The sequence below is a fragment of the Haloarcula sp. 1CSR25-25 genome, from assembly GCF_032027985.1.
In the GTDB taxonomy this organism is placed as follows: Archaea; Halobacteriota; Halobacteria; order Halobacteriales; family Haloarculaceae; genus Haloarcula.
The window spans coordinates 105,232-129,349 of the sequence record NZ_JAHYBW010000003.1 but is presented as its reverse complement, the minus strand read 5'-3'; the positions used below and the strand labels follow the sequence as shown (position 1 = coordinate 129,349).

General features: G+C 65.6%; 28 protein-coding genes. 16 read left to right on the top strand and 12 right to left on the bottom strand.

Going from position 1 to position 24,118, the window contains the following annotated elements:
* The first annotated feature begins 72 nt into the window (after window positions 1–72).
* The 3 genes from KZ498_RS10495 (at window position 73) to KZ498_RS10485 (ending at window position 3,167) form a co-directional block, all read left to right on the top strand.
* On the top strand, window positions 73–768 hold the full coding sequence (locus KZ498_RS10495; protein WP_312618703.1) for a molybdopterin-binding protein: 696 nt from the start codon (window positions 73–75) through the stop codon (window positions 766–768).
* Between the two features lie 196 nt (window positions 769–964).
* The gene (locus tag KZ498_RS10490; RefSeq protein ID WP_312618701.1) at window positions 965–2,035 is read left to right on the top strand and encodes an ATP-NAD kinase family protein; all 1,071 of its coding nucleotides are present in this window, start codon (window positions 965–967) and stop codon (window positions 2,033–2,035) included.
* A gap of 97 nt (window positions 2,036–2,132) precedes the next feature.
* Window positions 2,133–3,167 (top strand): phosphate uptake regulator PhoU, encoded by a 1,035-nt coding sequence (locus tag KZ498_RS10485; protein ID WP_312618699.1) that lies wholly within the window; start codon window positions 2,133–2,135, stop codon window positions 3,165–3,167.
* 10 nt (window positions 3,168–3,177) lie between these two features.
* On the opposite strand, the gene KZ498_RS10480 is transcribed toward KZ498_RS10485, so the two are convergent.
* The gene (locus KZ498_RS10480; protein WP_312618697.1) at window positions 3,178–4,359 is read right to left on the bottom strand and encodes an LEA type 2 family protein; all 1,182 of its coding nucleotides are present in this window, start codon (window positions 4,357–4,359) and stop codon (window positions 3,178–3,180) included.
* 114 nt (window positions 4,360–4,473) lie between these two features.
* Between KZ498_RS10480 and KZ498_RS10475 the strand changes: the two genes are divergently transcribed.
* The 5 genes from KZ498_RS10475 to KZ498_RS10455 all read left to right on the top strand — a co-directional run bounded on the left by KZ498_RS10475 (window position 4,474) and on the right by KZ498_RS10455 (window position 7,384).
* Entirely contained in the window at window positions 4,474–4,677 is a 204-nt protein-coding gene (locus tag KZ498_RS10475) for a hypothetical protein (RefSeq protein ID WP_312619315.1), read from the top strand.
* A 64-nt stretch (window positions 4,678–4,741) separates the two neighbouring features.
* Window positions 4,742–4,969, top strand: coding sequence for a hypothetical protein (locus KZ498_RS10470; protein ID WP_312618695.1), 228 nt, complete (start codon window positions 4,742–4,744; stop codon window positions 4,967–4,969).
* Between the two features lie 67 nt (window positions 4,970–5,036).
* A complete protein-coding gene (locus tag KZ498_RS10465) occupies window positions 5,037–5,468 on the top strand; it encodes an SRPBCC family protein (protein ID WP_312618693.1) in 432 nt (143 codons plus the stop codon).
* The gene (locus tag KZ498_RS10460) at window positions 5,465–6,283 is read left to right on the top strand and encodes a carbon-nitrogen family hydrolase (RefSeq protein ID WP_312618691.1); all 819 of its coding nucleotides are present in this window, start codon (window positions 5,465–5,467) and stop codon (window positions 6,281–6,283) included. The genes KZ498_RS10465 and KZ498_RS10460 overlap by 4 nt, the downstream gene beginning before the upstream one ends.
* Window positions 6,284–6,361: 78 nt before the next feature.
* On the top strand, window positions 6,362–7,384 hold the full coding sequence (locus KZ498_RS10455) for a DUF4349 domain-containing protein (protein WP_312618689.1): 1,023 nt from the start codon (window positions 6,362–6,364) through the stop codon (window positions 7,382–7,384).
* A 277-nt stretch (window positions 7,385–7,661) separates the two neighbouring features.
* On the opposite strand, the gene KZ498_RS10450 is transcribed toward KZ498_RS10455, so the two are convergent.
* On the bottom strand, window positions 7,662–9,776 hold the full coding sequence (locus KZ498_RS10450; RefSeq protein ID WP_312618687.1) for an AAA family ATPase: 2,115 nt from the start codon (window positions 9,774–9,776) through the stop codon (window positions 7,662–7,664).
* Between the two features lie 85 nt (window positions 9,777–9,861).
* Here KZ498_RS10450 and KZ498_RS10445 point away from each other — a divergent pair, with 85 nt between their 5' ends.
* Window positions 9,862–9,996 (top strand): hypothetical protein, encoded by a 135-nt coding sequence (locus KZ498_RS10445; protein ID WP_268812783.1) that lies wholly within the window; start codon window positions 9,862–9,864, stop codon window positions 9,994–9,996.
* Window positions 9,997–10,039: 43 nt separating this feature from the next.
* Here the strand turns inward: KZ498_RS10445 and KZ498_RS10440 are convergent, their stop codons facing one another.
* Window positions 10,040–10,465, bottom strand: coding sequence for a DUF5796 family protein (locus tag KZ498_RS10440; protein WP_312618684.1), 426 nt, complete (start codon window positions 10,463–10,465; stop codon window positions 10,040–10,042).
* 135 nt (window positions 10,466–10,600) lie between these two features.
* On the opposite strand from KZ498_RS10440, the gene KZ498_RS10435 reads away from it, so the two are divergent.
* Both KZ498_RS10435 and KZ498_RS10430 read left to right on the top strand, forming a co-directional pair.
* Entirely contained in the window at window positions 10,601–12,145 is a 1,545-nt protein-coding gene (locus tag KZ498_RS10435) for an alkaline phosphatase family protein (RefSeq protein WP_312618682.1), read from the top strand.
* Between the two features lie 75 nt (window positions 12,146–12,220).
* Complete coding sequence (locus tag KZ498_RS10430) at window positions 12,221–12,751, top strand: Rrf2 family transcriptional regulator (protein ID WP_312618680.1); 531 nt, start codon at window positions 12,221–12,223, stop codon at window positions 12,749–12,751.
* A 51-nt stretch (window positions 12,752–12,802) separates the two neighbouring features.
* Here the strand turns inward: KZ498_RS10430 and KZ498_RS10425 are convergent, their stop codons facing one another.
* Together KZ498_RS10425 and KZ498_RS10420 are read right to left on the bottom strand one after the other, a co-directional pair.
* Window positions 12,803–13,753 (bottom strand): zinc-dependent metalloprotease, encoded by a 951-nt coding sequence (locus KZ498_RS10425; protein ID WP_312618678.1) that lies wholly within the window; start codon window positions 13,751–13,753, stop codon window positions 12,803–12,805.
* A 96-nt stretch (window positions 13,754–13,849) separates the two neighbouring features.
* Window positions 13,850–14,128 carry a hypothetical protein gene (locus KZ498_RS10420; protein ID WP_312618676.1) on the bottom strand — a complete coding sequence of 93 codons (279 nt, stop codon included), beginning with the start codon at window positions 14,126–14,128 and terminating at the stop codon, window positions 13,850–13,852.
* A 115-nt stretch (window positions 14,129–14,243) separates the two neighbouring features.
* Here KZ498_RS10420 and KZ498_RS10415 point away from each other — a divergent pair, with 115 nt between their 5' ends.
* The 4 genes from KZ498_RS10415 to purF all read left to right on the top strand — a co-directional run bounded on the left by KZ498_RS10415 (window position 14,244) and on the right by purF (window position 17,192).
* Window positions 14,244–15,302 carry a M20/M25/M40 family metallo-hydrolase gene (locus KZ498_RS10415; RefSeq protein WP_312618674.1) on the top strand — a complete coding sequence of 353 codons (1,059 nt, stop codon included), beginning with the start codon at window positions 14,244–14,246 and terminating at the stop codon, window positions 15,300–15,302.
* 80 nt (window positions 15,303–15,382) lie between these two features.
* Window positions 15,383–15,565, top strand: coding sequence for an LSM domain-containing protein (locus tag KZ498_RS10410; RefSeq protein WP_312618672.1), 183 nt, complete (start codon window positions 15,383–15,385; stop codon window positions 15,563–15,565).
* On the top strand, window positions 15,562–15,735 hold the full coding sequence (locus KZ498_RS10405) for a 50S ribosomal protein L37e (RefSeq protein ID WP_004517916.1): 174 nt from the start codon (window positions 15,562–15,564) through the stop codon (window positions 15,733–15,735). The genes KZ498_RS10410 and KZ498_RS10405 overlap by 4 nt, the downstream gene beginning before the upstream one ends.
* A 14-nt stretch (window positions 15,736–15,749) precedes the next feature.
* On the top strand, window positions 15,750–17,192 hold the full coding sequence (purF, locus tag KZ498_RS10400; RefSeq protein ID WP_312618660.1) for an amidophosphoribosyltransferase: 1,443 nt from the start codon (window positions 15,750–15,752) through the stop codon (window positions 17,190–17,192).
* 31 nt (window positions 17,193–17,223) lie between these two features.
* Here the strand turns inward: purF and KZ498_RS10395 are convergent, their stop codons facing one another.
* From KZ498_RS10395 to KZ498_RS10385, 3 genes are all read right to left on the bottom strand, one after another.
* On the bottom strand, window positions 17,224–17,784 hold the full coding sequence (locus tag KZ498_RS10395) for a DUF420 domain-containing protein (RefSeq protein ID WP_312618658.1): 561 nt from the start codon (window positions 17,782–17,784) through the stop codon (window positions 17,224–17,226).
* A gap of 212 nt (window positions 17,785–17,996) precedes the next feature.
* Window positions 17,997–20,270: a CDC48 family AAA ATPase gene (locus KZ498_RS10390; protein ID WP_312618657.1), complete on the bottom strand. Its 2,274-nt coding sequence runs from the start codon at window positions 20,268–20,270 to the stop codon at window positions 17,997–17,999.
* Window positions 20,270–20,512, bottom strand: a complete 243-nt coding sequence (locus tag KZ498_RS10385; protein ID WP_312618656.1) for a hypothetical protein — start codon at window positions 20,510–20,512, stop codon at window positions 20,270–20,272. Before KZ498_RS10385 ends, KZ498_RS10390 begins: the two co-directional genes overlap by 1 nt.
* A 147-nt stretch (window positions 20,513–20,659) precedes the next feature.
* Between KZ498_RS10385 and KZ498_RS10380 the strand changes: the two genes are divergently transcribed.
* Window positions 20,660–21,436, top strand: a complete 777-nt coding sequence (locus KZ498_RS10380) for an alpha/beta hydrolase (RefSeq protein WP_312618655.1) — start codon at window positions 20,660–20,662, stop codon at window positions 21,434–21,436.
* A 24-nt stretch (window positions 21,437–21,460) separates the two neighbouring features.
* On the opposite strand, the gene KZ498_RS10375 is transcribed toward KZ498_RS10380, so the two are convergent.
* The 4 genes from KZ498_RS10375 to KZ498_RS10360 form a co-directional block, all read right to left on the bottom strand.
* Entirely contained in the window at window positions 21,461–22,147 is a 687-nt protein-coding gene (locus KZ498_RS10375; protein ID WP_312618654.1) for a protein sorting system archaetidylserine synthase, read from the bottom strand.
* Window positions 22,148–22,211: 64 nt separating this feature from the next.
* A complete protein-coding gene (locus KZ498_RS10370; protein ID WP_312618653.1) occupies window positions 22,212–22,901 on the bottom strand; it encodes a metal-dependent hydrolase in 690 nt (229 codons plus the stop codon).
* Between the two features lie 277 nt (window positions 22,902–23,178).
* The gene (locus KZ498_RS10365) at window positions 23,179–23,475 is read right to left on the bottom strand and encodes a hypothetical protein (RefSeq protein WP_312618652.1); all 297 of its coding nucleotides are present in this window, start codon (window positions 23,473–23,475) and stop codon (window positions 23,179–23,181) included.
* Window positions 23,476–23,489: 14 nt separating this feature from the next.
* Window positions 23,490–24,014, bottom strand: coding sequence for a DoxX family protein (locus KZ498_RS10360; protein ID WP_312618651.1), 525 nt, complete (start codon window positions 24,012–24,014; stop codon window positions 23,490–23,492).
* Between the last annotated feature and the right edge of the window lie 104 nt (window positions 24,015–24,118).

Below are 24,118 nucleotides of genomic sequence, written 5' to 3'. Positions count from 1 at the left end.
CGATCCGACGTGACGCCGACTCCCGAGTCCGGTGACCGACAGTATTTGTGTCTGCCAGTCCAACCGGGGGGTATGCGCGTCGCGGTAGTCACCGTCGGAGACGAACTGCTCAGTGGCGAGACGGTCAACACGAACGCCGCGTGGTTAGGACGACAGCTCGCGGAGCGCGGCGTCACGGTTGCCCGAACGACGGTCGTCCCCGACGAGGTCGAGGACATCGCCCGCGTGGTCAACGAGTACCACGCGGAGTTCGACGCCGTCATCGTCACCGGCGGCCTGGGACCGACTCACGACGACAAGACCATCGAGGCCGTCGCGGCGGCGTTCGGCCGGGACGTCGTCGAGAGCGAGGAGGCCATCGCGTGGCTGGAAGAACACGGCGGCTACACGCGAGAGGACCTGACCGACGGCACCGGCGAGGTTCCTGAAGGGTCCCGCGTCCTGCCCAACCACGAGGGCGTCGCGCCCGGGTGTGTGGTCGAGAACTGTTACGTCCTGCCGGGCGTGCCGGCCGAGATGAAGCGGATGTTCGAGGAGGTCGCGGGGGAGTTCGCCGGCCAGCAGCGCTACGTTCGCACTGTCGACGCCGCCGAGCCCGAGAGCGCGCTGCTCGACCGACTGGCGGAGGTACAGGAACAGTTCCCGATCAAGGTGGGGAGCTATCCAGGCGAACACGTGACCGTCCGGTTCGAGGGGACGGAGGAGAAACTGGTCGAGGAAGCGGCCGCGTGGTTCAGCGAGCGCGTCGAGTCACCGACGGCTGAGTGACTACCGGTAGAGGTAGTTCAGCCAGAGAAACGTCAGGAGCAGGCCACCGAGCGTGATGGCCGCGCCGGATGCGCTGATGATCCCTGTCTGAACGCCGGACTGGAGTACAACTGACATAGCAGTGGCTTCAGTGCGGGGTGGCTTGAAAGGCACGCTCCCGGGCCGCTTTTGCCGCGGGGTCCCGTAGGTGAGTCGAATGCGACGAATCGCTGTCGTGGTCAACCCCATCGCCGGCATGGGCGGCCGCGTCGGCCTCAAGGGCACTGACGGGAAAGTCGAGGAGGCGCGCCGACGCGGCGCGGAGCAACGCGCACCGGGTCGGGCGCGGACAGCGCTGGCGTCACTGGCCGAGGTGGGGACGGACGTGGAGCTACTCACGTACGGCGAGCCGATGGGGGCGGGAGTCGCTCGCGAGGCGGGGTTCGATCCGACGGTCGTTGGCGCTCCGGCGAGCGCCGACGAGACCACCAGCGAGGACACACGGGATGCGGTCCGTGCGTTCGTCGAGGCGGATGCGGACGTGATTCTGTTCGTCGGCGGCGACGGCACGGCCGTAGACGTCGCGACGACCCTCGACGAACTCGATTCGGAGGTCCCGATTCTGGGCGTCCCGGCCGGCGTCAAGGTGTACTCCTCCGTGTTCGGCGTGTCCCCGCGCGCGGCCGGGCGCATCGTGGCCCGGTTCTCGGAGACGGAGCGCGCGGAGGTCAACGACATCGACGAGGACGCCTTCAGGGGCGGGGAGGTCGTCACGGAACTGCGGGCCGTCGCCACAGTCCCCGTCGCCGACCAGCGCCAGTCGGCAAAGCAACTGGGCGGCGGGAGCGTCGAGTCCCTCGCCGAGAGCGTTGCCGACGCCGTCGACCCGGGCGTCACGTACGTCCTCGGCCCGGGGAGCACTGTCGGCGCTATCAAGCAACACCTGGGGTTCGACGGGACGACGCTGGGCGTGGACGTGTGGCGAGACGGCGAGGTGCTGGCCCGGGACGCCGCCGAGTCGGACATCCTCGACGCCCTCGGGGACCGGAACGTCATCGTCGTCTCGCCCATCGGCGGGCAGGGGTTCGTGTTCGGCCGGGGGAACCAGCAGCTATCGCCGGCGGTCATCAGGCGGTGTGACCTCGAAGTCGTCGCCTCCCGCCGGAAGCTGGACGGCATCGGGACGCTCCGCGTCGACACCGGCGACCCGGAACTGGACGCGGAACTGCGTGGGTGGATACGGGTCCGCGTCGGCCGGCACGAGCGCAGGCTCGTCGAAGTCGTCTGATGCCTCGTCAGCCGAGCGGGCAAGCCATGATATATCGGCTCCGGTATTTTATCATGTATAGTCAAGATTAAGGTATCTCACGCCCCACAAAGGACATATGGAAACCCGGAAAGTCCAGCGATTGGGACCGTCGACACTCGCCATGACGCTGCCGGCTGAGTGGGCCAGTGCACACGACGTCGAAAAGGGCGACGAGGTGTCGCTGCGGATGGGCGGCAAAGGCACGCTGACAGTCATGCCCGAGTCCGTCCAGACCGAGGAGTCAGAGGCTATCATCCACGCCGAGAACCTCGACGCCGACTCCGTCGAGCGGGCTATCGTTGCCCAGTACGTGCTCGGCCGGCGCGTCATCCACGTCGAAGCCCCCGAGGGCGAGACGCTGGAATCATCTCACATCAACGCCGTCTACAACGCCGAAACCCAGTTGATGGGCCTCGGCGTCATCGAGGAGACGCCGGACAGAATCGCGATTCGCTGTTCCGTCGACCCGGAGGACTTCACGCTCGATAACCTCCTCGAACGGCTGGAATCCACCGGCTCGACGATGCGAAACGAGGCGGTGAAATCACTCGCCCACGGCAACCCCGACCTCGCCCAGCGGGCGCTCAACCGCGAACGGCAGGCGAACAAGATATTCGTCCTCCTGTTGCGGCTCATCTTCACGGCCTACCAGAACCCCAACCTCGCGCGGGCGATCGGCCTCAACGACGGCTTCCCGCTCATCGGCTACCGCTCTATCGCGAAGAACCTCGAGCTGACGGCGGACAACGCCGAGGACATCGCCGAGATCGCACTGGAGACGGAGGACCACTCCCTCAACGTCGACAGTTCGACGATGCGCCGCATCCGGGAGTTCACCGACCAGGTCAACGACATCACCGAACTGGCGGTCCAGGCGGCCGTCGACCGCAACTACGACACCGCGATTCAGGTCCGGGAGCTCTACAAGGACATCGGCGACAAGGAACACGAGATTCTCGACGACCTGCCCGAGATGGACAACGAGGCGCTGCTGGAAGTGCGTGAAGTGCTCGTCAGCCTCCAGCAGACGGCCGAGTTCGCGGTTCGAAGCGCCGAGATCGCGACGAACCTCGCGCTCAACGAGGAGTCAGAGCACACGACCATCGAATAGACGGGGCCTGCTACCCGAGAAGGCCGCCGTCGTCTGTATCGGTTTCAGTCGGCGTCGGCGTAGCCGCGTCGGTCTCCGTCGCTGTTGCTCCGCCGTCAAGCAGACTATCATCCGTCGCTGTGTCCCCGCCATCCAGTAGGCCGTCGTCCGTTCGGGTTTCCGTCGGTGTCGCCGTCGGCGTTGCAGTCGACTCCTCGGCTGTCGAACTACCGGCCCCCTCGTCGGCGCCGTCAGCAGTCCCGTCACCGGTCGGGTACTGCGCCTTGTTGCCGAAGATGTCCGTCTCTATTTCCTGCTGGTAGTCGATGGAATCCAGGTCGACCCGGAACTGCTCGCCGCCGCCCTTGACCACGAGATAGAAGTCGATGTAGAGGTCCGTCCGCTGGTTGCGCTGGAGGTGAGTTACCCACCACCGGTCCAGGTTCTCGTTCTGGATGGCGGTGTTCGCTTCGAGCGTCGTCTCCTCGCCGGCATCGAGTACGTAGCCGCGGTCGGTCTCGCCTTCCCCGACCGTGACGTCGTTCATCCGGATGGTGTAGCCGACCGTGGTGATCGTGTAGGGATACGGCTTGGGGTTGTACACGTCGAACGCGAGGTTCAGCGGCGTCTCGGACCGGGTGAGGTTATCCCGGTCCCACGCGCCGCGGGTCTCGTTGATGTAGAGCACGGGGTCCGAGACGAGCGGCTGCCCTGCCTCGACGGGGCGCGTCTCGGTGGAGTTGAACTGGCTGAGGAGGTCCGTCTCGATGGTTCGTTCCTGGCTAAACGACACTGACCGGCCGCCGAGTGTCGAGGAGGTGACGGTGGCGTCGATACCCACCGTCGTCGTCTCGCCGTTGTCGATGTGGGTGACCCACCACGGCGGGATACGGTCGTTTCGCATCTCGGTGCTGAACTGCAGCGTCGAGTTACCGGTGTCCAGACCGACGCCCTGCCTGTCGCCCTGTGCCATCTCCACGCCGTTCATCGAGACGGTGTAATTGAGTCCGACGCCGCCCAGCTGGACGCCGACGGGGTTCGGATTGGTCACAGTCAGGTCCGTCGCCACAGTGGTCGTCCGGTTCGAGATGTCCGCGAAGTGGTTGTCCACGGACGCGACGCCTGGCGTGCCCAGCACGCCGAGTGCGACACTGCCCCCGGCGACCGCGACGACCGCGACGACCAGTACACCAGCTACTTTCAACCGACCCATAGTTGCACAGCTATCTGCCACGGGTCGGTATATGTCCTGTGGCTCCAGCCCGAATGAACTAAGTGGGCAACACCGAAAGCGTGGGACATGAGTTCCAAGGCGTCAAAGAGCGACATGGGGACGGGCCTGGCCCTTCTGTTCGGGCTCGTCGCGGTCGGCGCGTCCGTGTTCACAGCAACCAACAGCTACAACTACGCGGTTCTGCACGCACAGGAGCTTGAGACCGGCAACCTGCTCGTGACCTCCGGCGGCGCGTTCGGGCTCGCGATGCTGGCCGCGGCCGTGGCTATCGTGGCGATTCACGCCTACGACGCCTGACGCCCGGTATCAACCGCGGGACTGTGAAGGGAACCGTTAAAAACGCTGAGACCGTATCTCTGGTATGGCCGATTACAGCGAGGAAGACCGACGCATTCTCGAATATCTCCGGGACAGCGTCTCGCGTGGGGAGAGCTACTTCCGCGCGAAGAACATCGCTAAACAGCTCGGCCTCTCGTCGAAGCAAGTGGGAGCGCGGCTCCCACGCTTAGCTGAGGAGGCCGACGAAGTCGAGATCGAGAAGTGGGGACGGGCGCGGTCGACGACCTGGCGCGTCACGACGACAGGATAGCCGTCGTCGGGTTTTACGCACTGCGACAATCGGTGGATTCATCGGCCAGTAGTCCCCAGTACCTCCCATGACTGTCCGGGTCGAACGAACGATGACTGTGCCGGCCACACCGGAGCGTGTCTGGGAATTCATCACCGACCCGGACAAACGGGCCCGGCCGATTAGCGTCGTCACCGACTGGGAGGTTATCGACGACACGCACGCGAACTGGTCCATCAAGCTCCCGATTCCGGTCGTCAACCAGACGATGACGGTAAAGACCGAGGACGTCGAACAGCGCCGCCCGGAGTACGCCCGCTTCGTCGGTCGCTCGAAAGTGATGACCGTCCAGGGCGAACACGAACTCGAAGAGACGGCCGACAGCGGCACGAAGCTGACGAACCGGTTCATCGTCGACGGCAAGCTCCCGGGCGTCGAGCGGTTCTTCAAGCGGAACCTCGACGACGAGATGCAGAACCTCGAACAGGCGCTGCGGGACGACCTCGAAGTCGAAGCATGAGGGTCACGCTCGCCCAGATAGACGTGTCCTCGGACTCGGTGGCCGAGAACGTCGGCCGCGCGGCGACCGCCATCAGGGATGCGGCCGCGGACGGCGCGGACCTCGTCGTGCTCCCGGAACTGTTCAACGTCGGCTACTTCGCGTTCGACCGCTACGCCCGGGAGGCGGAGGGGCTGGACGGCGAGACGCTCACCCAAGTTCGCAGCGTCGCCGCGGACCACGACGTGGCAGTGCTGGCCGGAAGCGTCGTCGAGGACCTGGCGGCGAGCGCCGACAGCGGGTTCGACGTACCCGCGGCCGAGGGGCTTGCCAACACCGCCGTGTTCTTCGACCGCGACGGGGAGCGCCGGGCAGTGTACCGCAAGCAGCACCTGTTCGGTTACGACTCCGCGGAGTCCCGACTGCTCGAGCCGGGCGAGACGGTTCCGACCGTCGACTTCGAGGGATTCACCGTCGGTATCACCACCTGCTATGACCTCCGGTTCCCGGAGCTGTACCGTCATCTCGTCGACAGAGGGGTGACGCTGACACTGGTTCCGAGTGCGTGGCCCTATCCGCGCGTCGAACACTGGAAGCTGTTCGGCCGCGCCCGCGCCGTCGAAAACCAGCTGTACGTCGCCGCGGCGAACGGCGTCGGGGAGTTCGAGGACGCGGAACTGCTGGGTCGGTCGACGGTGTACGACCCGTGGGGCACGACGCTCGCCAGCGCCGACGACGACCCGGCACTGGTGACCGCGACTCTCGACCCCGCCCGCGTCGACCAGGTCCGCGAGGAGTTCCCGGCGCTTGCGGACCGCCGGACGGACTGGTCGTAACTGCAATCGCCCTTTTACAAAAAACGGTTTTTGAGCGTCCGCCGTCGTTATGCCGCTCTCAGGACGAGTACGTCCCGTATGGCTTCGCGAGTCAGGGTCCTCGCTGTCGTCGCCCTCCTCCTGCTGGCCGGCTGTGCCGGCATGGGTGGGAGCGGCGATGCGAGCGAGGCACAGGGCGGCGGTGACGGCGCACAGATGTCAAGCGGCGGCGACGGCGGGTCGAGCCAGCCCGTCGAAGCTGATTCCGGGGTGGACGCCGGCGACAGCGGGACCGTCAGGGCCGGCACGGCGGCGGCCGACCGGGCCATCATCCGCAACGGGCGGATGGTCGTCGAGGTGACGAACTACTCGACGACGGCCGACGCAATCGCCGCCCGGGCGCGCGCGTCGGGCGGATATGTGAGCGACTCCAACCGCCAGCTCCACCGCGACGACGACGAAACCTGGTACACCGGCTACATCGTCGTCAGAGTGCCCAGCGAGGAGTACGAACCGATGCAGTCGATGGTGAGCGAGCAGGGGACGGTCCGCTCCGAGGAGACGACGACGAAGGACGTGACCGACCAGCTGGTCGACCTCGAAGCGCGGCTGACCAACCTCCGGGAACGCCGCGACCGACTGCGGACCTTCTACCAGCGGGCAAACAGCACGGCGGAACTGCTCCGCATCGAGGAGGAGCTGTCGTCGGTCCAGCGCGACATCGAGCGACTGCAGGCCCAGAAGCGCTCGCTCGAACAGCGGGTGGCCTATTCGACGCTACGTGTCGAGATTCACGAGCCAGCGCCGGAGCCGTCGGCCCAGCAGGTGCCGTACCACGAGCGGTCGCTGGTCTCGGCGTTCCTCTCGTCGGTAACCGACGTGTACGTGTTCACTCGCGGCCTGCTCGTGACCGCCGCGAGTCTCGCGCCGTGGCTCGTCGTTCTGGCCGTCCCAGTCGTCGGCGGTCGGCGGCTTCTCCGTGGCCGGTCGCTCCCACTGGTGAGTCGACGCGGTGGGTCCGAATCCGCCCCAGAAGGCGAGGACAGCGGGGATGGCGGCGACGACGCACAGCAGGAACCCACTGACGAACCCGACACGGAGTCACGCGACGACGACGCGTAGCCGGGCCCCGACACCGGGCCTTTTTTGAGTGTGCACTTGCTACGAGTAGCTGCCGGCAAGGCGCTTTTCACGTCGATGCCGGCGCTAACGCCCGTCTCGCTGCTCGGCCACTCGGCGTCGCTCGTCCGCCAAGGCTGTCCGGACAGCCTTTTCACTCCTCTCCCGGAGTCGCGCTTTCGCCTCTCCTCGCCTTTCCGACGAAATCAACGGGAATCCTTCGCAGGGGCAGTCGTAGCGAAACCGGACGAACAGTTACAGCAAGCCACGCAGTCCGGGACTACCGCTTTCGTTCCCGCTCCAGCGCTTCCCGGAAGTGTTCGGGCGTAATTTCCACTTCGCCGGCGTTCTCGGTGGCCTCTTCCGGCCCGTAGGCGGACGCTATCTCCCGGATAGCCAGCATCGACGCCTCGCGGACGACGGCCTCAAGCTCTGCGCCGGAGAAGCCGTCGGTCTCTTCGGCGAGGGCCTCGATAGCGACGTCCTCGGCGAGTGGCTTCCCGGCGGTGTGGACGGCCAGAATCTCCTCGCGGGCCGCCCGGTCGGGGTTCGGGACCTCGACGTGCTGTTCGAGCCGACCCGGCCGCAACAGCGCGTCGTCGATCATGTCCCGGCGGTTGGTCGCGGCCAGCACGACCAGATTGGGGTTCTCGGTGATGCCGTCAAGTTCCGCGAGCAGTTGCGAGACGACCCGTTCGGTGACCTCGTTGCCCTGGCCGCGGTGGCTGGCGATGGCGTCGATCTCGTCCAGGAAGATGATGCTCGGCGCGGTCTGGCGGGCGCGTTCGAACAGCTCACGCACCGCTTCCTCGCTCTCGCCGACGTAGCGGTCCATGATCTCGGGGCCGGCGACGTGGATGAAGTTCACGTCGCTCTCGCCGGCGACGGCCCGGGCGAGCAGGGTTTTGCCGGTCCCCGGCGGGCCATACAGGAGGATGCCACTCGGCGGGTCGGTGTTGGTCGCGGTGAACAGCTCCCCGTACGACAGCGGCCACTCGATGGTCTCGGTCAGGGTCTGTTTGACCTCGGACAGCCCACCCACGTCGTCGAAGGTGGCCGACGGCGACTCGGCGACGTACTCCCGCATCGCGCTGGGGTCGACCGTGGCGAGTGCGGTCTCGAAGTCCTCGCGGTGGACGTCGCCGTCGTCGCGGTCGGCCCGGAGCGCGGCCATCGCGGCCTCGGTCGTCAGCGAGGCGAGGTCCGCCCCCACGAAGCCGTGTGTCTGTGCGGCAATGCGGTCGAGGTCGACGTCCTCGTGCAGCGGCATGTCCCGCGTGGTGACGTCCAGAATCTCGCGGCGGCCGTGCTCGCCGGGGACACCGATCTCGATCTCGCGGTCGAAACGGCCGCCGCGGCGCAGCGCGGGGTCGATGGCGTCGACGCGGTTCGTCGCGCCGATGACGACGACGCGGCCCCGGTCTTCGAGGCCGTCCATCAGCGTGAGCAACTGGGCGACGACGCGGTTCTCCATGTCGGCGTCCTCGTCGCGGGAGCCGGCGATGGAGTCGATCTCGTCGACGAAGAGGATTGACGGCGCGTTCGCTTCCGCCTTCTCGAAGGCCTCGCGAAGGCGCTCCTCGCTTTCGCCCTTGTACTTCGAGACGATTTCCGGACCGGAGATGGTGTCGAAGTACGCGTCGACCTCGTTGGCGACGGCCCGCGCGATGAGGGTCTTCCCCGTTCCGGGCGGGCCATGGAGCAACACGCCGCTGGGCGGGTCGATACCCAGGCGGCGGAACTCCTCGGGTTCCGTGAGGGGCATCTCTATCATCTCGCGGATGCGGTCCAGTTCCTCGTCGAGGCCACCGATGTCCTCGTAGCTTACACCCGAGTCCGTCTCGGCAGTCGGCGCGTTCGCGGCTGTCGCATCGCCGGCCGTCGACCGGCTCGCGTCGCCGCCGTCGAGGCCTGGCAGCACAGTCACTGCCGTCGTGCCGGTGACGCGAACCGGTCCGGACGGGGCGGTTTTACGGACGAGGAAGGTACCTAACCCCTCGATGTGGGTCCGCTCGTCGGCCTGGATGATCTGGTCGACCAGCCGCTTCCCGACGAGGCTCTCGTAGTCCTCGCTGCCCGGTATCGGTTCGACCGGCTGGACGGCTATCTCGGTGGCCTCGGAGACCGAGCCGCTGGTCACCGTGACCGTATCGCCGATGTTGACGCCGGCGTTTGCCCGGGTGTCTGAATCGATGCGGACGAACGAGCCGTCGTCGTCAGCCGGCCAGACCTTCACGACGGTCACGTCGTCGCCCTCGATGATGACTGGCGACCCGCTCAACACCCCTAGTTCGGTCCGTGCGGACTCCGGCAGTCGTGCGATGCCGCGCCCGGCGTCGCGCTTGTTCGCACCCTCGACGGTGAGTTCGACACCGGCGTCTCTGGACCCGCTCATGCCGTCTTCTTGCAATCCGACTCCCTTGAGGGTTCCCGTTGTGTCGCGGGAAAATAATATACGGGCGGCCATTCGAGTCTCTGGTATGGTTGTCCAGACCGAGCGAGACGACATTACGTGGTACAAGTGCGAGACTTGTGGCCTGATGTTCGACGACCAGAGCGACGCCCGCCAGCACGAGGAGAACTGCGACGACGAGGACCCGTCCTACATCCAGTAGCGGGCCTCGACGGCGCGGTCACGCGTCTCCCGAACCGCCGCGCTCACGCCTCGACGATTTCGAAGCTCCGCTCGCCGAGCTCGTCCTCCTCGAAGACGAACACCCGACCGTTCGTCACGTCGTAGTCGACTTCGACTTGCGTCCGCATCTGCCTGTCCCGGACCGTGACCCCCGGGAACAGTTCGTCTTCCTCCCCGTCGTCGAGGATGACCCGGCCGACCCCCGTCTCTTCGAGGATATCGTCGTGGGTACGGAGGTCGTTGACGTACACGAGGATGCCCGACGTCTCCGTCTCGTCGGTTATCAGGACGTGTGTGTCCTTGCCCGGAGCTGTCTGGATACTCCCCTCGACCGCCGTCGGGACGCCGTGATAGAACGCCTGACGGCCGTCGAGGTACTCCACGACGACGCCGTCCTCGGTCAGTTCGACCGAGACGGTGTCCGGTGCGATGTCCGACCGGTTGCTCATACCACTCGTTCCGGCGGCGCGCTCAAAAGTGCCGCGTTGTCCGCTTCGACCCGGGAGGCTTCGATACCATGTGTCGGACAGCACTCTCGGGCGGGGTGCGAAAGGGACTAGTGACTCGCCTGTCTCCGTCTCAACATGACGAAGACCCTCGTCGTCGGACTCGACGGAGCGAGCTGGGAACTGCTCGACCCGTGGATAGCGGCCGGCGAGCTCCCGAACCTGGCCGCCTTGCGGGACACCGGAACCTGGGCGGGGACGCGGAGCTGTCTCCCGCCCGTGACCTTCCCGAACTGGAAGTGCTACTCCTCGGGCAAGGACCCCGGCGGGTTCGGCGTCTTCTGGTTCGAGAACGTCGACCTCGCCGCGGGCGAGATCAACGTGATGAACGGCGGCGACTACGACACCGCCGAGCTGTGGGACTACCTCAACGACGAGGGGCAGTCGGCCGGCGTCGTCAACATGCCGACGATGTACCCTCCGCGGGACATCGACGAGCTCGTCGTCGCCGGCGGCCCGGACGCCGTCGAGGGCGAGTACCGGTCTATCAGCTCCGGGTACACCTCGCCGCCTGAGCTGGCCGGGGAACTCGAAGACCGGTTCGACTACAGCGTCCACCCGGACCCGCTGTTGTCCTCCAACGACGAGCGCGGCGCGGAGGTCGAGGCCATCCTGGACCTGCTGGAGACGCGCTTCGAGGTGGCGACGCATCTCATGGACGAGCGGGACCTCGATTTCGTCCACGTGACACTGTTCTACCTGAACGTCCTCCATCACTTCTTCTGGGACGACGAGCCGAGCCTGCGTGCGTGGCGACTGGTCGACGAGTGGGTCGGCCGGCTCGACGACCGCGAGGACCTGAACCTCGTACTGATGTCAGACCACGGCTGTGACGCCACCCAGACCGAGTTCTACATCAACGAGTGGCTGGCCGAGAACGGCTATCAGGTCCGGGACACGAGCGTCGACGCCGTGCTCACCCGGGTCGGACTCGACCGTGAGAACCTGCTTGCGGTCGCAAAGCGGGCCGGGCTGGTGGATACGCTCGCCCGTGTCGTTCCCGAATCCATCCAGCAGCTGGTCCCGCAACGGGACGGCGTCAAGCGGGACCGCAAGCTCGAAGCCATCGACCTGGAACAGACGAAGGTCGTCGCGAGCGGGCAGGGGCCGGTGTACATCAACCCCCGGTTCGACGTGGAATCGGTCCGTGAGTCGCTCATGGCCGACCTCCGCGAGGTCGAGGACGAACACGGGCCGCTGTTCACCGACGTCTACCGGGGCGAGGAGGTGTACCACGGCCCCTACGTCGACGCCGGCCCCGAGGTAGTCGTCGACCAGCGCCCGGGCGTCCACGTCAACGACGGCATCGGCGGCGGGACCGTCCAGAGCGGTCCCGACCGCTGGGCGGCCGAGAACACGCCCTACGGCATCTTCGTCGCCAGCGGACCGGACTTCCAGCCACAGGGCGAACTCGACAGAATCAGCATCCTCGACATCGCGCCGACGGTGCTGGCCGCCCACGGCTGTGCCGTCCCGACTGACATGCGCGGCGAGGTGCTCCCGGTGTTTTCCGACGACCCCGCCGTCGGCGAACGTGCGCCACTCAGTATCGAGGAGGCCCTCGGAAGCGACGACGGCGACGCCGTCGAGGACCGGCTGAAACAGCTGGGATACATGGAGTAACCCCGTCTGTGATAGCGATTGGGTTCGAATGAGTGAACCCAATGGGATAAGTAGCCGCTCCCGATAGAGACCGGTATGGTTAGCATCGATCTGAACAACAGCCAGCGAACGATGCTTACGACGCTGGTAAACAAGTATCAACAGACCGGTGAGGCGGTCACCGGTGAGACAATCGCGGAGGAAATCGACCGCAACCCCGGGACGGTACGGAACCAGATGCAGAGTCTGACGTCGCTGGGGCTCGTCGAAGGGATTCCCGGGCCCACGGGCGGATACAAGCCGACGTCCAACGCCTTCGACGCGATCGACCGCCAGCAGATAGACGAGGCCGAGAGCGTCACCGTCGCCCACGACTACGATCGGGTCGACGTCACCGTCGAGGAAATCAACTTCACGAACGTCCACGACCCGGAGAAGTGCCGGGCCCGGTTCCACCTCCAGAGCTCGGTGCAGGGCTTCAGCGAAGGCCAGGCGGTCATCCTCGGGCCGACGCCCATCTCGAAGCTCGTCGTCGCCGGGACAGTCGTCGCAGTCGACGAATCGAACAGCGAAATCCTCCTCGACGTCGCGAAAATCGAAGCGCCCGTCGAAGCGCCGAACAAATAAGCCGTCCGTGCGGCCACGCAGGGTGATATAGCCGCTTCAGGGGGTGGCGGTTCAGGGGTCCACTCGGTCGATCCACAGCGTCGGCGTCTCTATTTCGTCTTCGGTGGGCAGGGTGTCCGGTGAGTCCCAGACACGCCCGGCCGCAGCGACGCCGCGGGCGTCTGCTACCGTGTCGAAGAAGGCCTTCCCGCGTTCGTACTGCTGGCGTTTCATCCCGAGACCGAGCAGCCGGCGCATGAGCGACGCGATGGGGCCACGTCCCTGTCGGCGCTCGTCGACTTTCCGCCGCAGGTCGTCGTATTCGTCGTCGAAGGCGCGGTCCATCAGCAGTTCCGCGTACCCCTCGACGGCGGTCATCGTCGTATCGAGTTCGCCGAGCGTCGCGCGGTCGATGTTGCCGTCGGTGAGGTTCTCGATGGCGTCCTCCATCGCCGTTTCGAGGTGGTCAGAGAGCCACGGGGCCGCGCCGAACTCCGCCGCGTGGGTGACCTCGTGGAAGGCTATCCAGCGGCGAAAGCGGTCCCGCTCGACGTTCAACTGGTCGGCGACCCGGTGGATGTTGGGGCGAACGAAATACAGCGCGTGAGCGTCGTTGTCGGCGAGCAGGACGGGGTCGTACTGGCCCAGGACGTTGTTCCCCAGAAACGACAGCGCAACGGCCATCGAACCGGTGTTGACCACGCGGGCGATGCCGGGGATGTACTCGGCCTGCTGTTCGACCGGCTCCATCACGCGGCTGAACGTGGCCACGTTGGCGTCGATCCAGTGGTGGCGGTTCTGGATCTCGACTGTCTCGGGCAGGTCGAAGGCGAGCTGGCCGACCTCCCGGACGCGGTTTCTGGCGTCCCGGACGTCGGTCGCGTAGCCGTCGCGCTCGGGCGTCCCGACGGTGAGGTCGCCAGTGTCCGTGGCGGCCTTCGCGGCGTCGGCGACGGCGCTCCAGTCGATGGGGCCGTCGCCGGTCGCGCCGGCGACAGCCTGAACGCTGTGGTATAGTCCCATACGTCTGAAATGAGGCGGGAGAAAATAGGCCTTCTCCCTGTCAAACCGACCACCGGCGTTCGGTTCCAGGCTTGCAAAACCGCAGGAGAGAGTCCCTTACAGGTCTCCGTCGCTGTCGTCATCGGCGTCGGACCCGCCGAGATACAGGCGCAGGACGACGGCGACGACCACGACGACACCGAGCAGTACGAGCGCGAGACGACCGACGCTGGGGCCACCGCCGGCTGCCTCGTCGGTTTCGTCGCCCGAGTCGTCCGTTCCGGCCCGCGACCACCGCGATTTGCTCGCCGATTCGTCGTCGTCAGAACTGAACGGGGCGTTGGCGGTGAACTCCGCGCCGTCGAGATGCAGTTCGAGGAGGGTGAATTTGGCCATGATGTCAGTTCGACGCCGCGACTCTTAGCCGTGGCGGTACCAGCGCCGTATCGGTGCGGTCCCCGGACCGCGCGCCGGCCGCTGTTTTCATCAGTAATGGGCGACTACTCCGCGTATGGACACACGACGACGCGAGTTCCTGGAATCGCTTCTGACGACGCCCGGCCCCTCGGGGTACGAGGCCGACAGCCAGCGGGTGTGGCTCGACTACGTCAGCGAGTTCGCCGACGAGGTCCGGACGGACGATTACGGGAACGCCGTCGCGAAAGTCGAGGGCGGCGACACGACCGTCGCGCTCGCGGGTCATGGCGACGAGATCGGGTTCATCGTCCGGAACCTCACCGACGACGGGTTCGTCAAACTGGGCCGTATCGGCGGCTCGGACAAGACCGTCTCGCGCGGGCAACACGTCACCATCCACACGGCCGACGGCCCCGTCTCCGGCGTCGTGGGACAGACCGCGATCCACCTCCGGGACCCGGAGGAGGACTCCGTCCCGGAGATTGCCGAACAGTACGTCGACGTGGGGGCCGAGGACGGCGACGAGGTGGAGTCGCTCGTCGACCGCGGCGACCCGGTGACGTTCGTCCAGACGCTGAGCGAACTGGAGAACGGCCGCCTCGCTGCGCGGGGGATGGACAACCGCATCGGCATCTGGGCGGCCGCCGAAGGGCTTCGACGCGTGGCGGAGACCGGCACGGACGCGACGGTGTACGCCGTCTCTACGGTCCAGGAGGAGGTCGGCGTACAGGGGGCGAAGATGGTCGGGTTCGACCTCGCACCGGACGTCGCTATCGCCGCTGACGTGACCCACGCGACAGACTCGCCGGACTCGCCAGGGAAGGCCGCTACGGGTGTCGAACTCGGTGCGGGACCGGTCGTCGCCCGCGGGAGCGCGAACCATCCTGTCGTCGTCGATGCCCTCCGTGAGACGAGCGAGGCAGCGGACATCGACATCCAGTTGCAGGCGACAGGTATTCGGACCGGAACGGACGCAGACGCGTTCTACACCTCGCGAGGCGGCATCCCGTCGGCCAACGTCGGTCTGCCGAATCGCTACATGCACACCCCGGTCGAAGTCATCGACCCCGACGACCTCGACGCGCTCGCGGACCTGCTGGCCGGCTTCGCCGGCCGAGCGGCCGAAAACGCGCCGTTCACCGTGGACGTGTAGCCGCCAGCAATCATGTCAACCAATCACCAGCCTTCACATCAAACGGTACGTTTAAGCGGCCATCACTATCCAAACCGTACATGAGTGGACGACCGCTGGATGTACTCGAAGCGTCCCTTGGTGAGACAGTCACCGTGCAGCTGAAGGGTGGCGAGATATTCGAGGGGGAGCTGGCGGGGTACGACCAGCACATGAACCTCGTCGTCGAGGAGGAAGACACAACGATTATACGCGGCGATAACGTCGTCTCAATTACTCCATGACTGGCGCAGGAACTCCGAGTCAGGGCAAGAAAAACACCACGACACACACGAAGTGTCGACGGTGTGGCGAAAAGTCGTATCACACGAAAAAGAAGGTCTGCTCGTCGTGCGGTTTCGGCAAGTCGGCCAAGCGACGTGACTACGAGTGGCAGTCGAAAGCGGGCGAATAACACACTCACCACAAATGCACGAGAAGTGCGGCGTTGTTGGCATCTCTTTGGAGGACCGTGACGCCGCCCGACCACTCTACTACTCCTTGTACGCGCTCCAGCACCGCGGCCAGGAATCGGCCGGCATCGTCACCCACGACGGGTTCCAGCAACACAGCCACGTCGAGATGGGGCTCGTCGGTGACGCCTTCGACCCCGGCGACCTGGAATCGCTCAACGGGTCGAACGGCATCGGTCACGTCCGGTACCCGACCGCGGGGAGCGTCAACGCCTGCTGTGCCCAGCCCTTTTCGGTCTCGTTCAAGTCGGGGTCGCTGGGCCTGTCTCACAACGGGAACCTCGTCAACGCCGACGAGATCGGCGACGAACTGGCCGACCTCGGCCACGCCTTCACGTCCGACGGCGATACCGAGGTCATCGCCCACGACCTCGCGCGTAATCTCCTAGAGGAGGACCTGGTTCGGGCTGTCAAGCGGACGATGAACCGCATCCACGGGTCGTACTCGCTGACCATCATGCACGACGAGACGGTGCTCGGCGTCCGCGACCCACAGGGGAACCGCCCGCTGTGTATCGGAGAGCTCGAGGACGGCTACGTCCTCGCCTCCGAATCGGCAGCCATCGACACCCTCGACGGCGAGCTGATCCGGGACGTCAAGCCCGGCGAACTCGTCGTCCTGTACGCCGACGGGACCGGCTTCGACACCTACCAGCTCGTCGAGGCGGAGAACACGGCCAACTGCTTCTTCGAACACGTCTACTTCGCGCGACCGGACTCGACCATCGACGAGAACCTCGTCTACGAGGTCCGACGCGAACTGGGCCGGAAACTCTGGGAGGAGTCCGGCGTCGAATCGGACGTGGTGTTGCCGGTTCCAGACTCCGGGCGCGCGTTCGCCTCCGGATACGCCGAGGCCGCACAGGACGACGGTTCGGACATCGAGTTCGCCGAGGGACTGATGAAAAACCGCTACGTCGGCCGCACCTTCATCATGCCGACACAGGACGAACGCGAGCGGGCCGTCCGACTGAAGCTCAACCCGATAAAGTCCACAATCGAGGGCAAACGCGTCACTATCATCGACGACTCTATCGTCCGCGGGACCACCTCGACGCAACTGATTCAGCTGCTGAAAGACGCCGGTGCCAAAGAGGTCCACGTCCGCATCGGCGCGCCGCCAATCGTCGCCCCCTGTTACATGGGTATCGACATGGCCTCCCGCGACGAACTCATCGCCGGGGACCAGTCGGTCGAGGAGATCCGCGACGAAATCGAGGCGGACTCGCTGTCGTATCTCTCTATCGACGCCATCGCGGAGACGCTTGACAAGAGCCGCACGGACCTCTGTCTCGGCTGTGTCACGGGGGAGTACCCCTACGACATCGACGGCGAGGCGACGGACCGCGACGTCGTCCGCCCGAATATCGGGACGCCGTCGAGTCCGGCCGACGACTGACAGCGCGGAATATTCACACGTCGCTTGACAGCTACCACACCAGGTACAGCATCGCGTACACGACGATACCCATCGAGAAGGAAATCAGCCACAGCCCCGCAGCCAGCTTCCCGGCCCGCGGGTGGTTCGTCGACGGCAGCTCCGAGACGGGGTACGTGTAGGCCAGCAGCAGGACGTAGTACACCGCCGGGATAGCGACGATAGCGAGCAGGATGTGCACGGCGAGAAACGGGAAGTAGAAGTAGGTCTCGACGACCGACGGGCCGGCAAAATCCGTCGGCCCCACCAGCGTTATCCGGTAGAGGTACAGGACGAGAAACAGGGCGAACAGGCCAAACGAGGAGAGCATCAGCTTGCGGTGCCGGGCGACGTCCCCGCGGCGAATCGCCCGGACGCCGCCGACGATAGTGCCGATAGCGAGGGCGCTGATGACAGCGTTGGCGTGTGGGATGGCCCCGAGAACGGTCGCGGGAGCGGCGGGCAGAACCGACCGGGGAATCGCTCCGAGAACGGCCCCGAACACGAGTGCGAGCGACACGACCGTCAACAGGCCAGTGAGTGCTGGCACGCGATACCGAGCCTGGAGATCCATACCCCGTCTGCGGACTGGACGTAAAATACGGTTTCGAGTCACGTACGGCGAATCGGGTCGCTACCTGGCGTTCGCTGTGGGCCGTTGGACGCCGGTCACGTCCAGGCGGACGGGTAGTGGCGGGAAACGCGGCTCCGTCGGGGTAGACACAATCCAGACGCCGGAACTACGCCTGCAACACGGAAAAAACAGCAGCGGTGTGCCGACCGTCGCTACTGGAAGGTGCGACTGGCCGTGCTCTCTTCAGTGACGTCGGGTTCGGCCCGGTCGAAGCGCTGCTCGATCTCGTCGTAGCGCTCGCGGGTCTCCTCGGTGACGCTGGGGCCGACTTCCTCGAGCGCGTGCTCGAAGTGGTCCATCGTCACGCGGACGTTGCTGACGCTGTCGCCGATCTCCTCGGGGTCCACGCTGTTGATGAACTCCCGGGTCGCGGCCATCGAGGCCTCGCGGGCGACCGCTTCGATGTCCGCGCCGACGTAGCCGTCCGTGCGGCTGGCCAGGTCGTCGAGGTCGACGCCGTCGGCCAGCGGCTTGTTCCGGGTGTGGACCTGGAAGATGGCACGCCGGGCCTCCTCGTCCGGGACGGGCACGTGGACGTGCCTGTCGAGCCGACCGGGGCGCAGGAGCGCGTCGTCGATGAGGTCCGGACGGTTCGTGGTCGCGACGACCACGACGTTCTCCATGTCCTCGATGCCGTCCAGTTCCGTCAGGAGCTGGGAGACGACCCGTTCGCCGACACCGGAGTCGGTCGTGCCGCCGCCACGCTCCCCGGCGATGGAGTCGATCTCGTCGAAGAACACCACGGTCGGGGCGTTCTCGCGGGCCTTGCTGAACACTTCGCGGACGCCCTTCTCGGACTCACCGACGAACTTGTTCAGGAGTTCCGGCCCCTTCACGGAGATGAAGTTGGACTGGGCCTCGTTGGCGACGGCCTTGGCAAGCAGCGTCTTCCCGGTGCCGGGCGGGCCGTACATCAGCACGCCCTTGGCGGCTTCGAGGTCCATCGACTCGAAGACGTCCTCGTACTCCAGGGGCCACTGGATGGTCTCCCGGAGCCGCTCTTTGGTGTCTTCGAGGCCACCGACGGAGTCCCAGGTGACATCCGGGACTTCGACGAAGACTTCTCGCAGCGCAGAGGGCTCGATGCCCTTCATCGCCTCGCGGAAGTCCGTGTCGCTGATCTCCAGCCGTTCCAGCACCTCGGCGTCGATCTCGTCGGATTCGAGGTCGAGCTCGGGGCGGATGCGCCGCAGGGCGTTCATTGCGCTCTCTTTCGTGAGGGAGGCGAGGTCAGCCCCGACGAAACCGTGCGTGTTCTCGGCGTAGTTCTCGATATCGATCTCCTCGGAGAGGGGCATCCCGCGGGTGTGGACCTGCAGGATCTCCTTGCGGCCCTCCTTGTCCGGAACGCCGATCTCGATCTCGCGGTCGAAGCGGCCGCCGCGGCGCAGTGCGGGGTCGATGGCGTCGACGCGGTTCGTCGCGCCGATGACGATGACCTGTCCGCGCTCTTCGAGCCCGTCCATCAGGCTGAGCAGCTGGGCGACGACGCGGCGTTCCACGTCGCCCTGGGTCTCGCCGCGCTTCGGGGCGATGGAGTCGATCTCGTCGATGAAGACGATGGCGGGGGCGTTCTCCGAGGCCTCGTCGAAGACCTCACGGAGTTGCTCCTCGCTCTCGCCGTAGTACTTCGACATGATCTCCGGCCCGGAAATGGTGGTGAAGTACGCGTCGATCTCGTTGGCAACGGCCTTGGCCATCAGCGTCTTCCCGGTGCCGGGTGGGCCATGGAGCAGGACGCCCTTCGGCGGCTCGATGCCGAGCTGCTGGAACAGCTCTGGGTGGCGCATCGGCAGCTCGATCATCTCGCGGACCTGTTCGAGCTCTCGGTCGAGGCCGCCGATGTCCTCGTAGGTCACGTCGGGCGTGTCGCTCGCTTCGGGCGCGCCCTCGCCGCTGTGGACCTGCTCGGCGGGCATCTCGCTGACCTGGATGTCCGTGGAGTCGGTCACGACGACGGTCCCGGAGGGATCGGTCTCTGCGATTTTCACCGGGATCTTCTGGCCGGACATAGAGGAGAGCGGGCCGAGTCCGAAGCTCACCGGAACGGTCTGGCCCTGCGTGACGGCCTGGCCGCTGAGGTTGTTGCGAATCATCGGCCCGACGTTCCCCCGAACCCGGAGGTTCTGGGGCAGCGCGACGGTGACCGCGGTCGCGGGGTTGACGTCGGCCTTTTCGATGTTTACGTGGTCGTCGATACCGACGTTGGCTTCCTGTCGGAGCTGGCCGTCGATACGGACGATGCCCTTCCCCCCGTCTTCGGGGTAGCCGGGCCAGACGCGGGCGACCGCGCGGCTGTCCTGTTTCCCTTGGAGAACGATGTAGTCGCCGTTCTCGAGTTCGAGTTCGTCCATCGCGGCCCGGTCGATAGCCGCGAGGCCACGGCCGGCGTCTTTCTGTTTGAGTGGTTTGACAGTAAGTCTCATCAGTTATCTCCCTCGTTCTCTGACAGTTCGATAGTGAGAACCCCGTGATTCATAAACGCTCGTGCGTCGTCGGGGATCTCCTGTTCGTGCTGTTGGCCGTCGGCGACGACGATGACAGTCCCGTCGACCACATCGACACTCGCATCGGCAGCGGGTCCCACGTCCGCCGCGAGAACGACGCTGTCGTCGTACTCGAATCGGCGGAGGGGCGTCTCGTCGAACAACTGCTGTTCTGAAGTCATGCTAACTCAAGGTAAGTGTGATAAGTATATAAACTTATCGCTGAAATACGCTGTACGGCGGGAAAATAAGGATAGTTGCTTGAATGCGGTTCACATCCCTACTGAGCGCTCCAACGTTTTATCCACACCGCTTGCGAACGGTGGTGCATGGAGTGGGTCAGTGATAGCGGACGAGTCACGGCGTACAGGCAGACGCGACCCGGGGCCTCTGGACCGACCGCGCTGTATGTCCACGGCAGCGGCGCGACACACCGCGTGTGGGGTCACCAGTACGCGTCGTCGGGGCCGACCCAGCCCGCCGTCGCGCTGGACCTGTCAGGCCACGGGGATTCGGACGACATCAGCGCCGGAGCCGGGACCGAGGCACTCGATGCGTACGCGGACGACGTGGTGGCTGTGGGGCGGGAGACGGACGCGGACGTGCTGGTCGGGAATTCGCTGGGCGGGGCCATCGCCCAGTGGGTCGCGCTGGAACGGGACTGGACGCCCCAAGCGGTGGTGTTGCTGGGAACCGGCCCTGAACTCCCAGTGTTCGAAGGGCTGCAGGAATGGCTCGCGAACGACTGGGACCGAGCCGTCGAGTTCCTGCACGAACGGGACCGCCTGTTCCACGACACCGACCACGAGGCCGTGTCCCGCTCCCGCGAACAGATGGAGGCAGTCGGACAGGCGGTGACCCGCCGCGATTTCATGACGTGTGACGGGTTCGACGTGCGCGACCGGCTGGGCGAGATTGACGTGCCTGTGCTGGCTGTCTGTGGCGAACACGACAAACTGACCCCGCGGGCGTATCACGAGACACTGGCCCGAGAGGTCCCCGACGGAGAGGTGTCGTTCGTCCCCGACGCTGCCCATCTCGCGATGGTCGAACAGCCCGAGATGTTCAACGATGTCCTGGCGGAGTTCATCGAGGACACGGTCTGAACGGGTCTCCGCCCCTAGAGCGGGCTACTCTCCGGGATAGACCCACGGTCCGAGCGCGAAAAACAGCAGGGCGATGGCAAGCATCGCTCGTGGCCCAGCCCGGAAGAAGGCCGTCGGCGCAACGACGGCTACCGCCTGTACCACACCCATCGGGATGGCGTGTTTCGGCCCCGGCTTGGGGTAGTCGAAGGGCGCAATCATCGCCAGCGAGAGGCCGAGCGCGCCGACACTCAGCACGAGCGGGTCCGTGACGCCGCTCAGATACGCCGTCGCGATGATGATGCTCCCGAGGGTGTTCGGCATGCCCGGCCGCTCGTCGGGTGAATCGAAGTACGTCGAGTAGAAGGCTGTCCGGACGATTGAACAGACGACGTACGCGGAGGCGAGCAACGCGAGGCCGACAAACACGGCCGGATGGGCGGCCTCGATACCGCCGTAGGCGTCCGTCAACAGCACGTACAGAAAGAGGCTCGGTGTCGCACCGAACGACACCACGTCAGTTACGGAGTCGAGCAGCGGGCCGACCGCCGAACTGTCGCCGTTCCGGGCGACGATACCATCGATCGCGTCCGCGATGACCGCCAGCAGAATGAGCCGAGCGGCCAGGTGGGGGTCGGTGAAGGCGATGGCTCCGGCGACGAACCCGACGACGGCGTTGAACAACGTCACCGTGTCGGCGACACTGAGTCGTCGGCGTACCTCGAAGCCCATGGTTCTCCGGTTGGCCACGGCGTATATGAAGGACTCGAAAACGAACGCCCCGCAGTCCCGACCGTTACTCCTCCGGGAGGTCGTGGCCGACGACGAGGCGAGCGGCGGTGGCGAACGTCCCGACCACCAGAATCACCAGCTCCCAGCCGCTCCGGGCGATGGGGAACACGCGGTCGACGTTGTCCGGTTCAGACTGTCCGGGATTGGGGTCGATGCCCGTACTCATCTGCACCTCGCTTGAGTTGCCCATCGACTGCGTGGTTGAACCGCCGCTGGCGCCAGTTCCACCGGTAGCGCCCTGGGATGTCGGCTGGGGCAGTTCGACGAACGTCTGGACGATTCCGCGCTGGCTCGACAGCTCCAGATGGCCGCTGAGCTGATAGAACTGGTCGTACAGCGGCCAGAACAGGTTCGCACCGCCTGTAATCAGGTCGAGGACGACGTGGCCCACCGCGTACACCACGACACAGAACCAACTGACCCGAACACCGTACGCCCCCCACCGGCCCCTGATATACGAGTCCTCCCGTGCGTACAGGTCGACCCCGATAAGGAGCGCCAGCACCGCCGGGATGACGAGGTTCGTCGTCGCGGCCCGGTGGCCGGCCTGCCAGTAGAGGCCGATGAACGCGTCCACGTCGGGGAACGTGACGACAAGTATCGACAGGAGGAGCGACCGCCTGTCGAATGCGGCGCCCAGCAGCGTCGCAGCGAGCAACCCCACGAAGGCGTAGTGAACCACCAGCGAAGGCATATGGACAGCACTACCACCACAGAAATGAGCGTTGTGGTGGGTGGTATCAGAATTAGAAACCACCCGGCTGATTAATAATGCCGGATAAGTACGTCTGTAATGGGGAGTCTGTGGGATGGTACGGCACCCAGCAGTACCTCTCTCTTCGCGACACATCGGGTCACACTGTGGGCTGTAACTGCTGTACTGTATCCGCCACCCCGGGGTGGCGCAGTTCGTCACAGACGGACAGCTGACACATCAGAAGAGCGGAAAACACGTACCGACGGCGTGCCGTTCAGTCCGCCGTTATCTCTTGCTGTGCGGTGGCGGCTTCGTCTTCAACCGGGGCGACGAGCCTGTAGCCCCCGTACAGGGCCAGGACCAGGATGCCTGCCAGGACCAGCCCGGTCCGGAGCGTCGGGTCGACCATCGGGGTCGCGATGACCTCGCCTGCGTCGTTCGTCAGCGGCGCCGCGCCGTATGGCTTACCCGCCAGTATCTCCACGATGCCGAGGACGACGACGCCCAGCAGCATCAGTCCGCCGCTGAGTGCCATCGCCGCTTTGTCGATGACGGTGGTTTGTTGTTGCATTGGTGGTCACCTCGTCAGCCGAGCAGGTACCTCAGTTTCGGGTTTCGTTCGACCAGTTTGGTCTTCTCGATGATGGCGTCGAGGCCGTAGTAGCGGCCGGTGGCCAGCACGATCATCGTCATGAACAGCAGCAGGCCCATGAAGTCGCTGTTGACCAGCCCGTGGCCGAAGCCCGCGTTGCCGATCCAGAACAGGGCCATGAAGAAGACCCCGAACACGGATGCGAGCCTGACCAGCGCGCCAACCATCAGTCCGAGCCCGATGAGCGTCTCGCCCAGCGGCACCATCGCCTGAATGAGCCAGCCGAGGTGTTCGCCCATCAGCACGGGGATCGGACCGAGTGCCGTGCCAGTCATCTGCCTGAGATACGCCGGCCCGTAGGTGTAGGCCAGCCCGTCCTCGATGAGCTTCGTTACGCCTGCGTGGAAGAACCACCAGCCGGTTACGACACGCAGGAACGCCAGCCAGTACGCGGTCCAGGCCCCGCCGAGCTCTAGCTCGAACTCGTCTGCCAGGGGGTTCGCCGCTTGATAGGACATCTGTGTCACCTCACATATGGAGTTCCGAGTCGGAATGACATATAAGGGAACGTGTGTTCCCAGAGAGTGAAAACACATCTCAACGCCTGAAAAGCCTAGTATCT

What these genes read in the sequence shown, in the direction of transcription:
- KZ498_RS10425 (WP_312618678.1), bottom strand. Translation starts at nt 13,753, where the DNA reads ATGGGACTATACCACAGCGTTCAGGCTGTCGCCGGCGCGACCGGCGAC.
- KZ498_RS10360 (WP_312618651.1), bottom strand. Translation starts at nt 24,014, where the DNA reads ATGTCCTATCAAGCGGCGAACCCCCTGGCAGACGAGTTCGAGCTAGAG.
- KZ498_RS10415 (WP_312618674.1), top strand. Translation starts at nt 14,244, where the DNA reads ATGGACACACGACGACGCGAGTTCCTGGAATCGCTTCTGACGACGCCC.
- KZ498_RS10410 (WP_312618672.1), top strand. Translation starts at nt 15,383, where the DNA reads ATGAGTGGACGACCGCTGGATGTACTCGAAGCGTCCCTTGGTGAGACA.
- KZ498_RS10460 (WP_312618691.1), top strand. Translation starts at nt 5,465, where the DNA reads ATGAGGGTCACGCTCGCCCAGATAGACGTGTCCTCGGACTCGGTGGCC.
- KZ498_RS10375 (WP_312618654.1), bottom strand. Translation starts at nt 22,147, where the DNA reads ATGGGCTTCGAGGTACGCCGACGACTCAGTGTCGCCGACACGGTGACG.
- KZ498_RS10455 (WP_312618689.1), top strand. Translation starts at nt 6,362, where the DNA reads ATGGCTTCGCGAGTCAGGGTCCTCGCTGTCGTCGCCCTCCTCCTGCTG.
- KZ498_RS10370 (WP_312618653.1), bottom strand. Translation starts at nt 22,901, where the DNA reads ATGCCTTCGCTGGTGGTTCACTACGCCTTCGTGGGGTTGCTCGCTGCG.
- KZ498_RS10365 (WP_312618652.1), bottom strand. Translation starts at nt 23,475, where the DNA reads ATGCAACAACAAACCACCGTCATCGACAAAGCGGCGATGGCACTCAGC.
- KZ498_RS10430 (WP_312618680.1), top strand. Translation starts at nt 12,221, where the DNA reads ATGGTTAGCATCGATCTGAACAACAGCCAGCGAACGATGCTTACGACG.
- KZ498_RS10490 (WP_312618701.1), top strand. Translation starts at nt 965, where the DNA reads ATGCGACGAATCGCTGTCGTGGTCAACCCCATCGCCGGCATGGGCGGC.
- KZ498_RS10395 (WP_312618658.1), bottom strand. Translation starts at nt 17,784, where the DNA reads ATGGATCTCCAGGCTCGGTATCGCGTGCCAGCACTCACTGGCCTGTTG.
- KZ498_RS10440 (WP_312618684.1), bottom strand. Translation starts at nt 10,465, where the DNA reads ATGAGCAACCGGTCGGACATCGCACCGGACACCGTCTCGGTCGAACTG.
- KZ498_RS10450 (WP_312618687.1), bottom strand. Translation starts at nt 9,776, where the DNA reads ATGAGCGGGTCCAGAGACGCCGGTGTCGAACTCACCGTCGAGGGTGCG.
- KZ498_RS10465 (WP_312618693.1), top strand. Translation starts at nt 5,037, where the DNA reads ATGACTGTCCGGGTCGAACGAACGATGACTGTGCCGGCCACACCGGAG.
- KZ498_RS10445 (WP_268812783.1), top strand. Translation starts at nt 9,862, where the DNA reads ATGGTTGTCCAGACCGAGCGAGACGACATTACGTGGTACAAGTGCGAG.
- KZ498_RS10470 (WP_312618695.1), top strand. Translation starts at nt 4,742, where the DNA reads ATGGCCGATTACAGCGAGGAAGACCGACGCATTCTCGAATATCTCCGG.
- KZ498_RS10385 (WP_312618656.1), bottom strand. Translation starts at nt 20,512, where the DNA reads ATGACTTCAGAACAGCAGTTGTTCGACGAGACGCCCCTCCGCCGATTC.
- KZ498_RS10480 (WP_312618697.1), bottom strand. Translation starts at nt 4,359, where the DNA reads ATGGGTCGGTTGAAAGTAGCTGGTGTACTGGTCGTCGCGGTCGTCGCG.
- KZ498_RS10390 (WP_312618657.1), bottom strand. Translation starts at nt 20,270, where the DNA reads ATGAGACTTACTGTCAAACCACTCAAACAGAAAGACGCCGGCCGTGGC.
- purF (WP_312618660.1), top strand. Translation starts at nt 15,750, where the DNA reads ATGCACGAGAAGTGCGGCGTTGTTGGCATCTCTTTGGAGGACCGTGAC.
- KZ498_RS10380 (WP_312618655.1), top strand. Translation starts at nt 20,660, where the DNA reads ATGGAGTGGGTCAGTGATAGCGGACGAGTCACGGCGTACAGGCAGACG.
- KZ498_RS10435 (WP_312618682.1), top strand. Translation starts at nt 10,601, where the DNA reads ATGACGAAGACCCTCGTCGTCGGACTCGACGGAGCGAGCTGGGAACTG.
- KZ498_RS10405 (WP_004517916.1), top strand. Translation starts at nt 15,562, where the DNA reads ATGACTGGCGCAGGAACTCCGAGTCAGGGCAAGAAAAACACCACGACA.
- KZ498_RS10420 (WP_312618676.1), bottom strand. Translation starts at nt 14,128, where the DNA reads ATGGCCAAATTCACCCTCCTCGAACTGCATCTCGACGGCGCGGAGTTC.
- KZ498_RS10495 (WP_312618703.1), top strand. Translation starts at nt 73, where the DNA reads ATGCGCGTCGCGGTAGTCACCGTCGGAGACGAACTGCTCAGTGGCGAG.
- KZ498_RS10485 (WP_312618699.1), top strand. Translation starts at nt 2,133, where the DNA reads ATGGAAACCCGGAAAGTCCAGCGATTGGGACCGTCGACACTCGCCATG.
- KZ498_RS10475 (WP_312619315.1), top strand. Translation starts at nt 4,474, where the DNA reads ATGGGGACGGGCCTGGCCCTTCTGTTCGGGCTCGTCGCGGTCGGCGCG.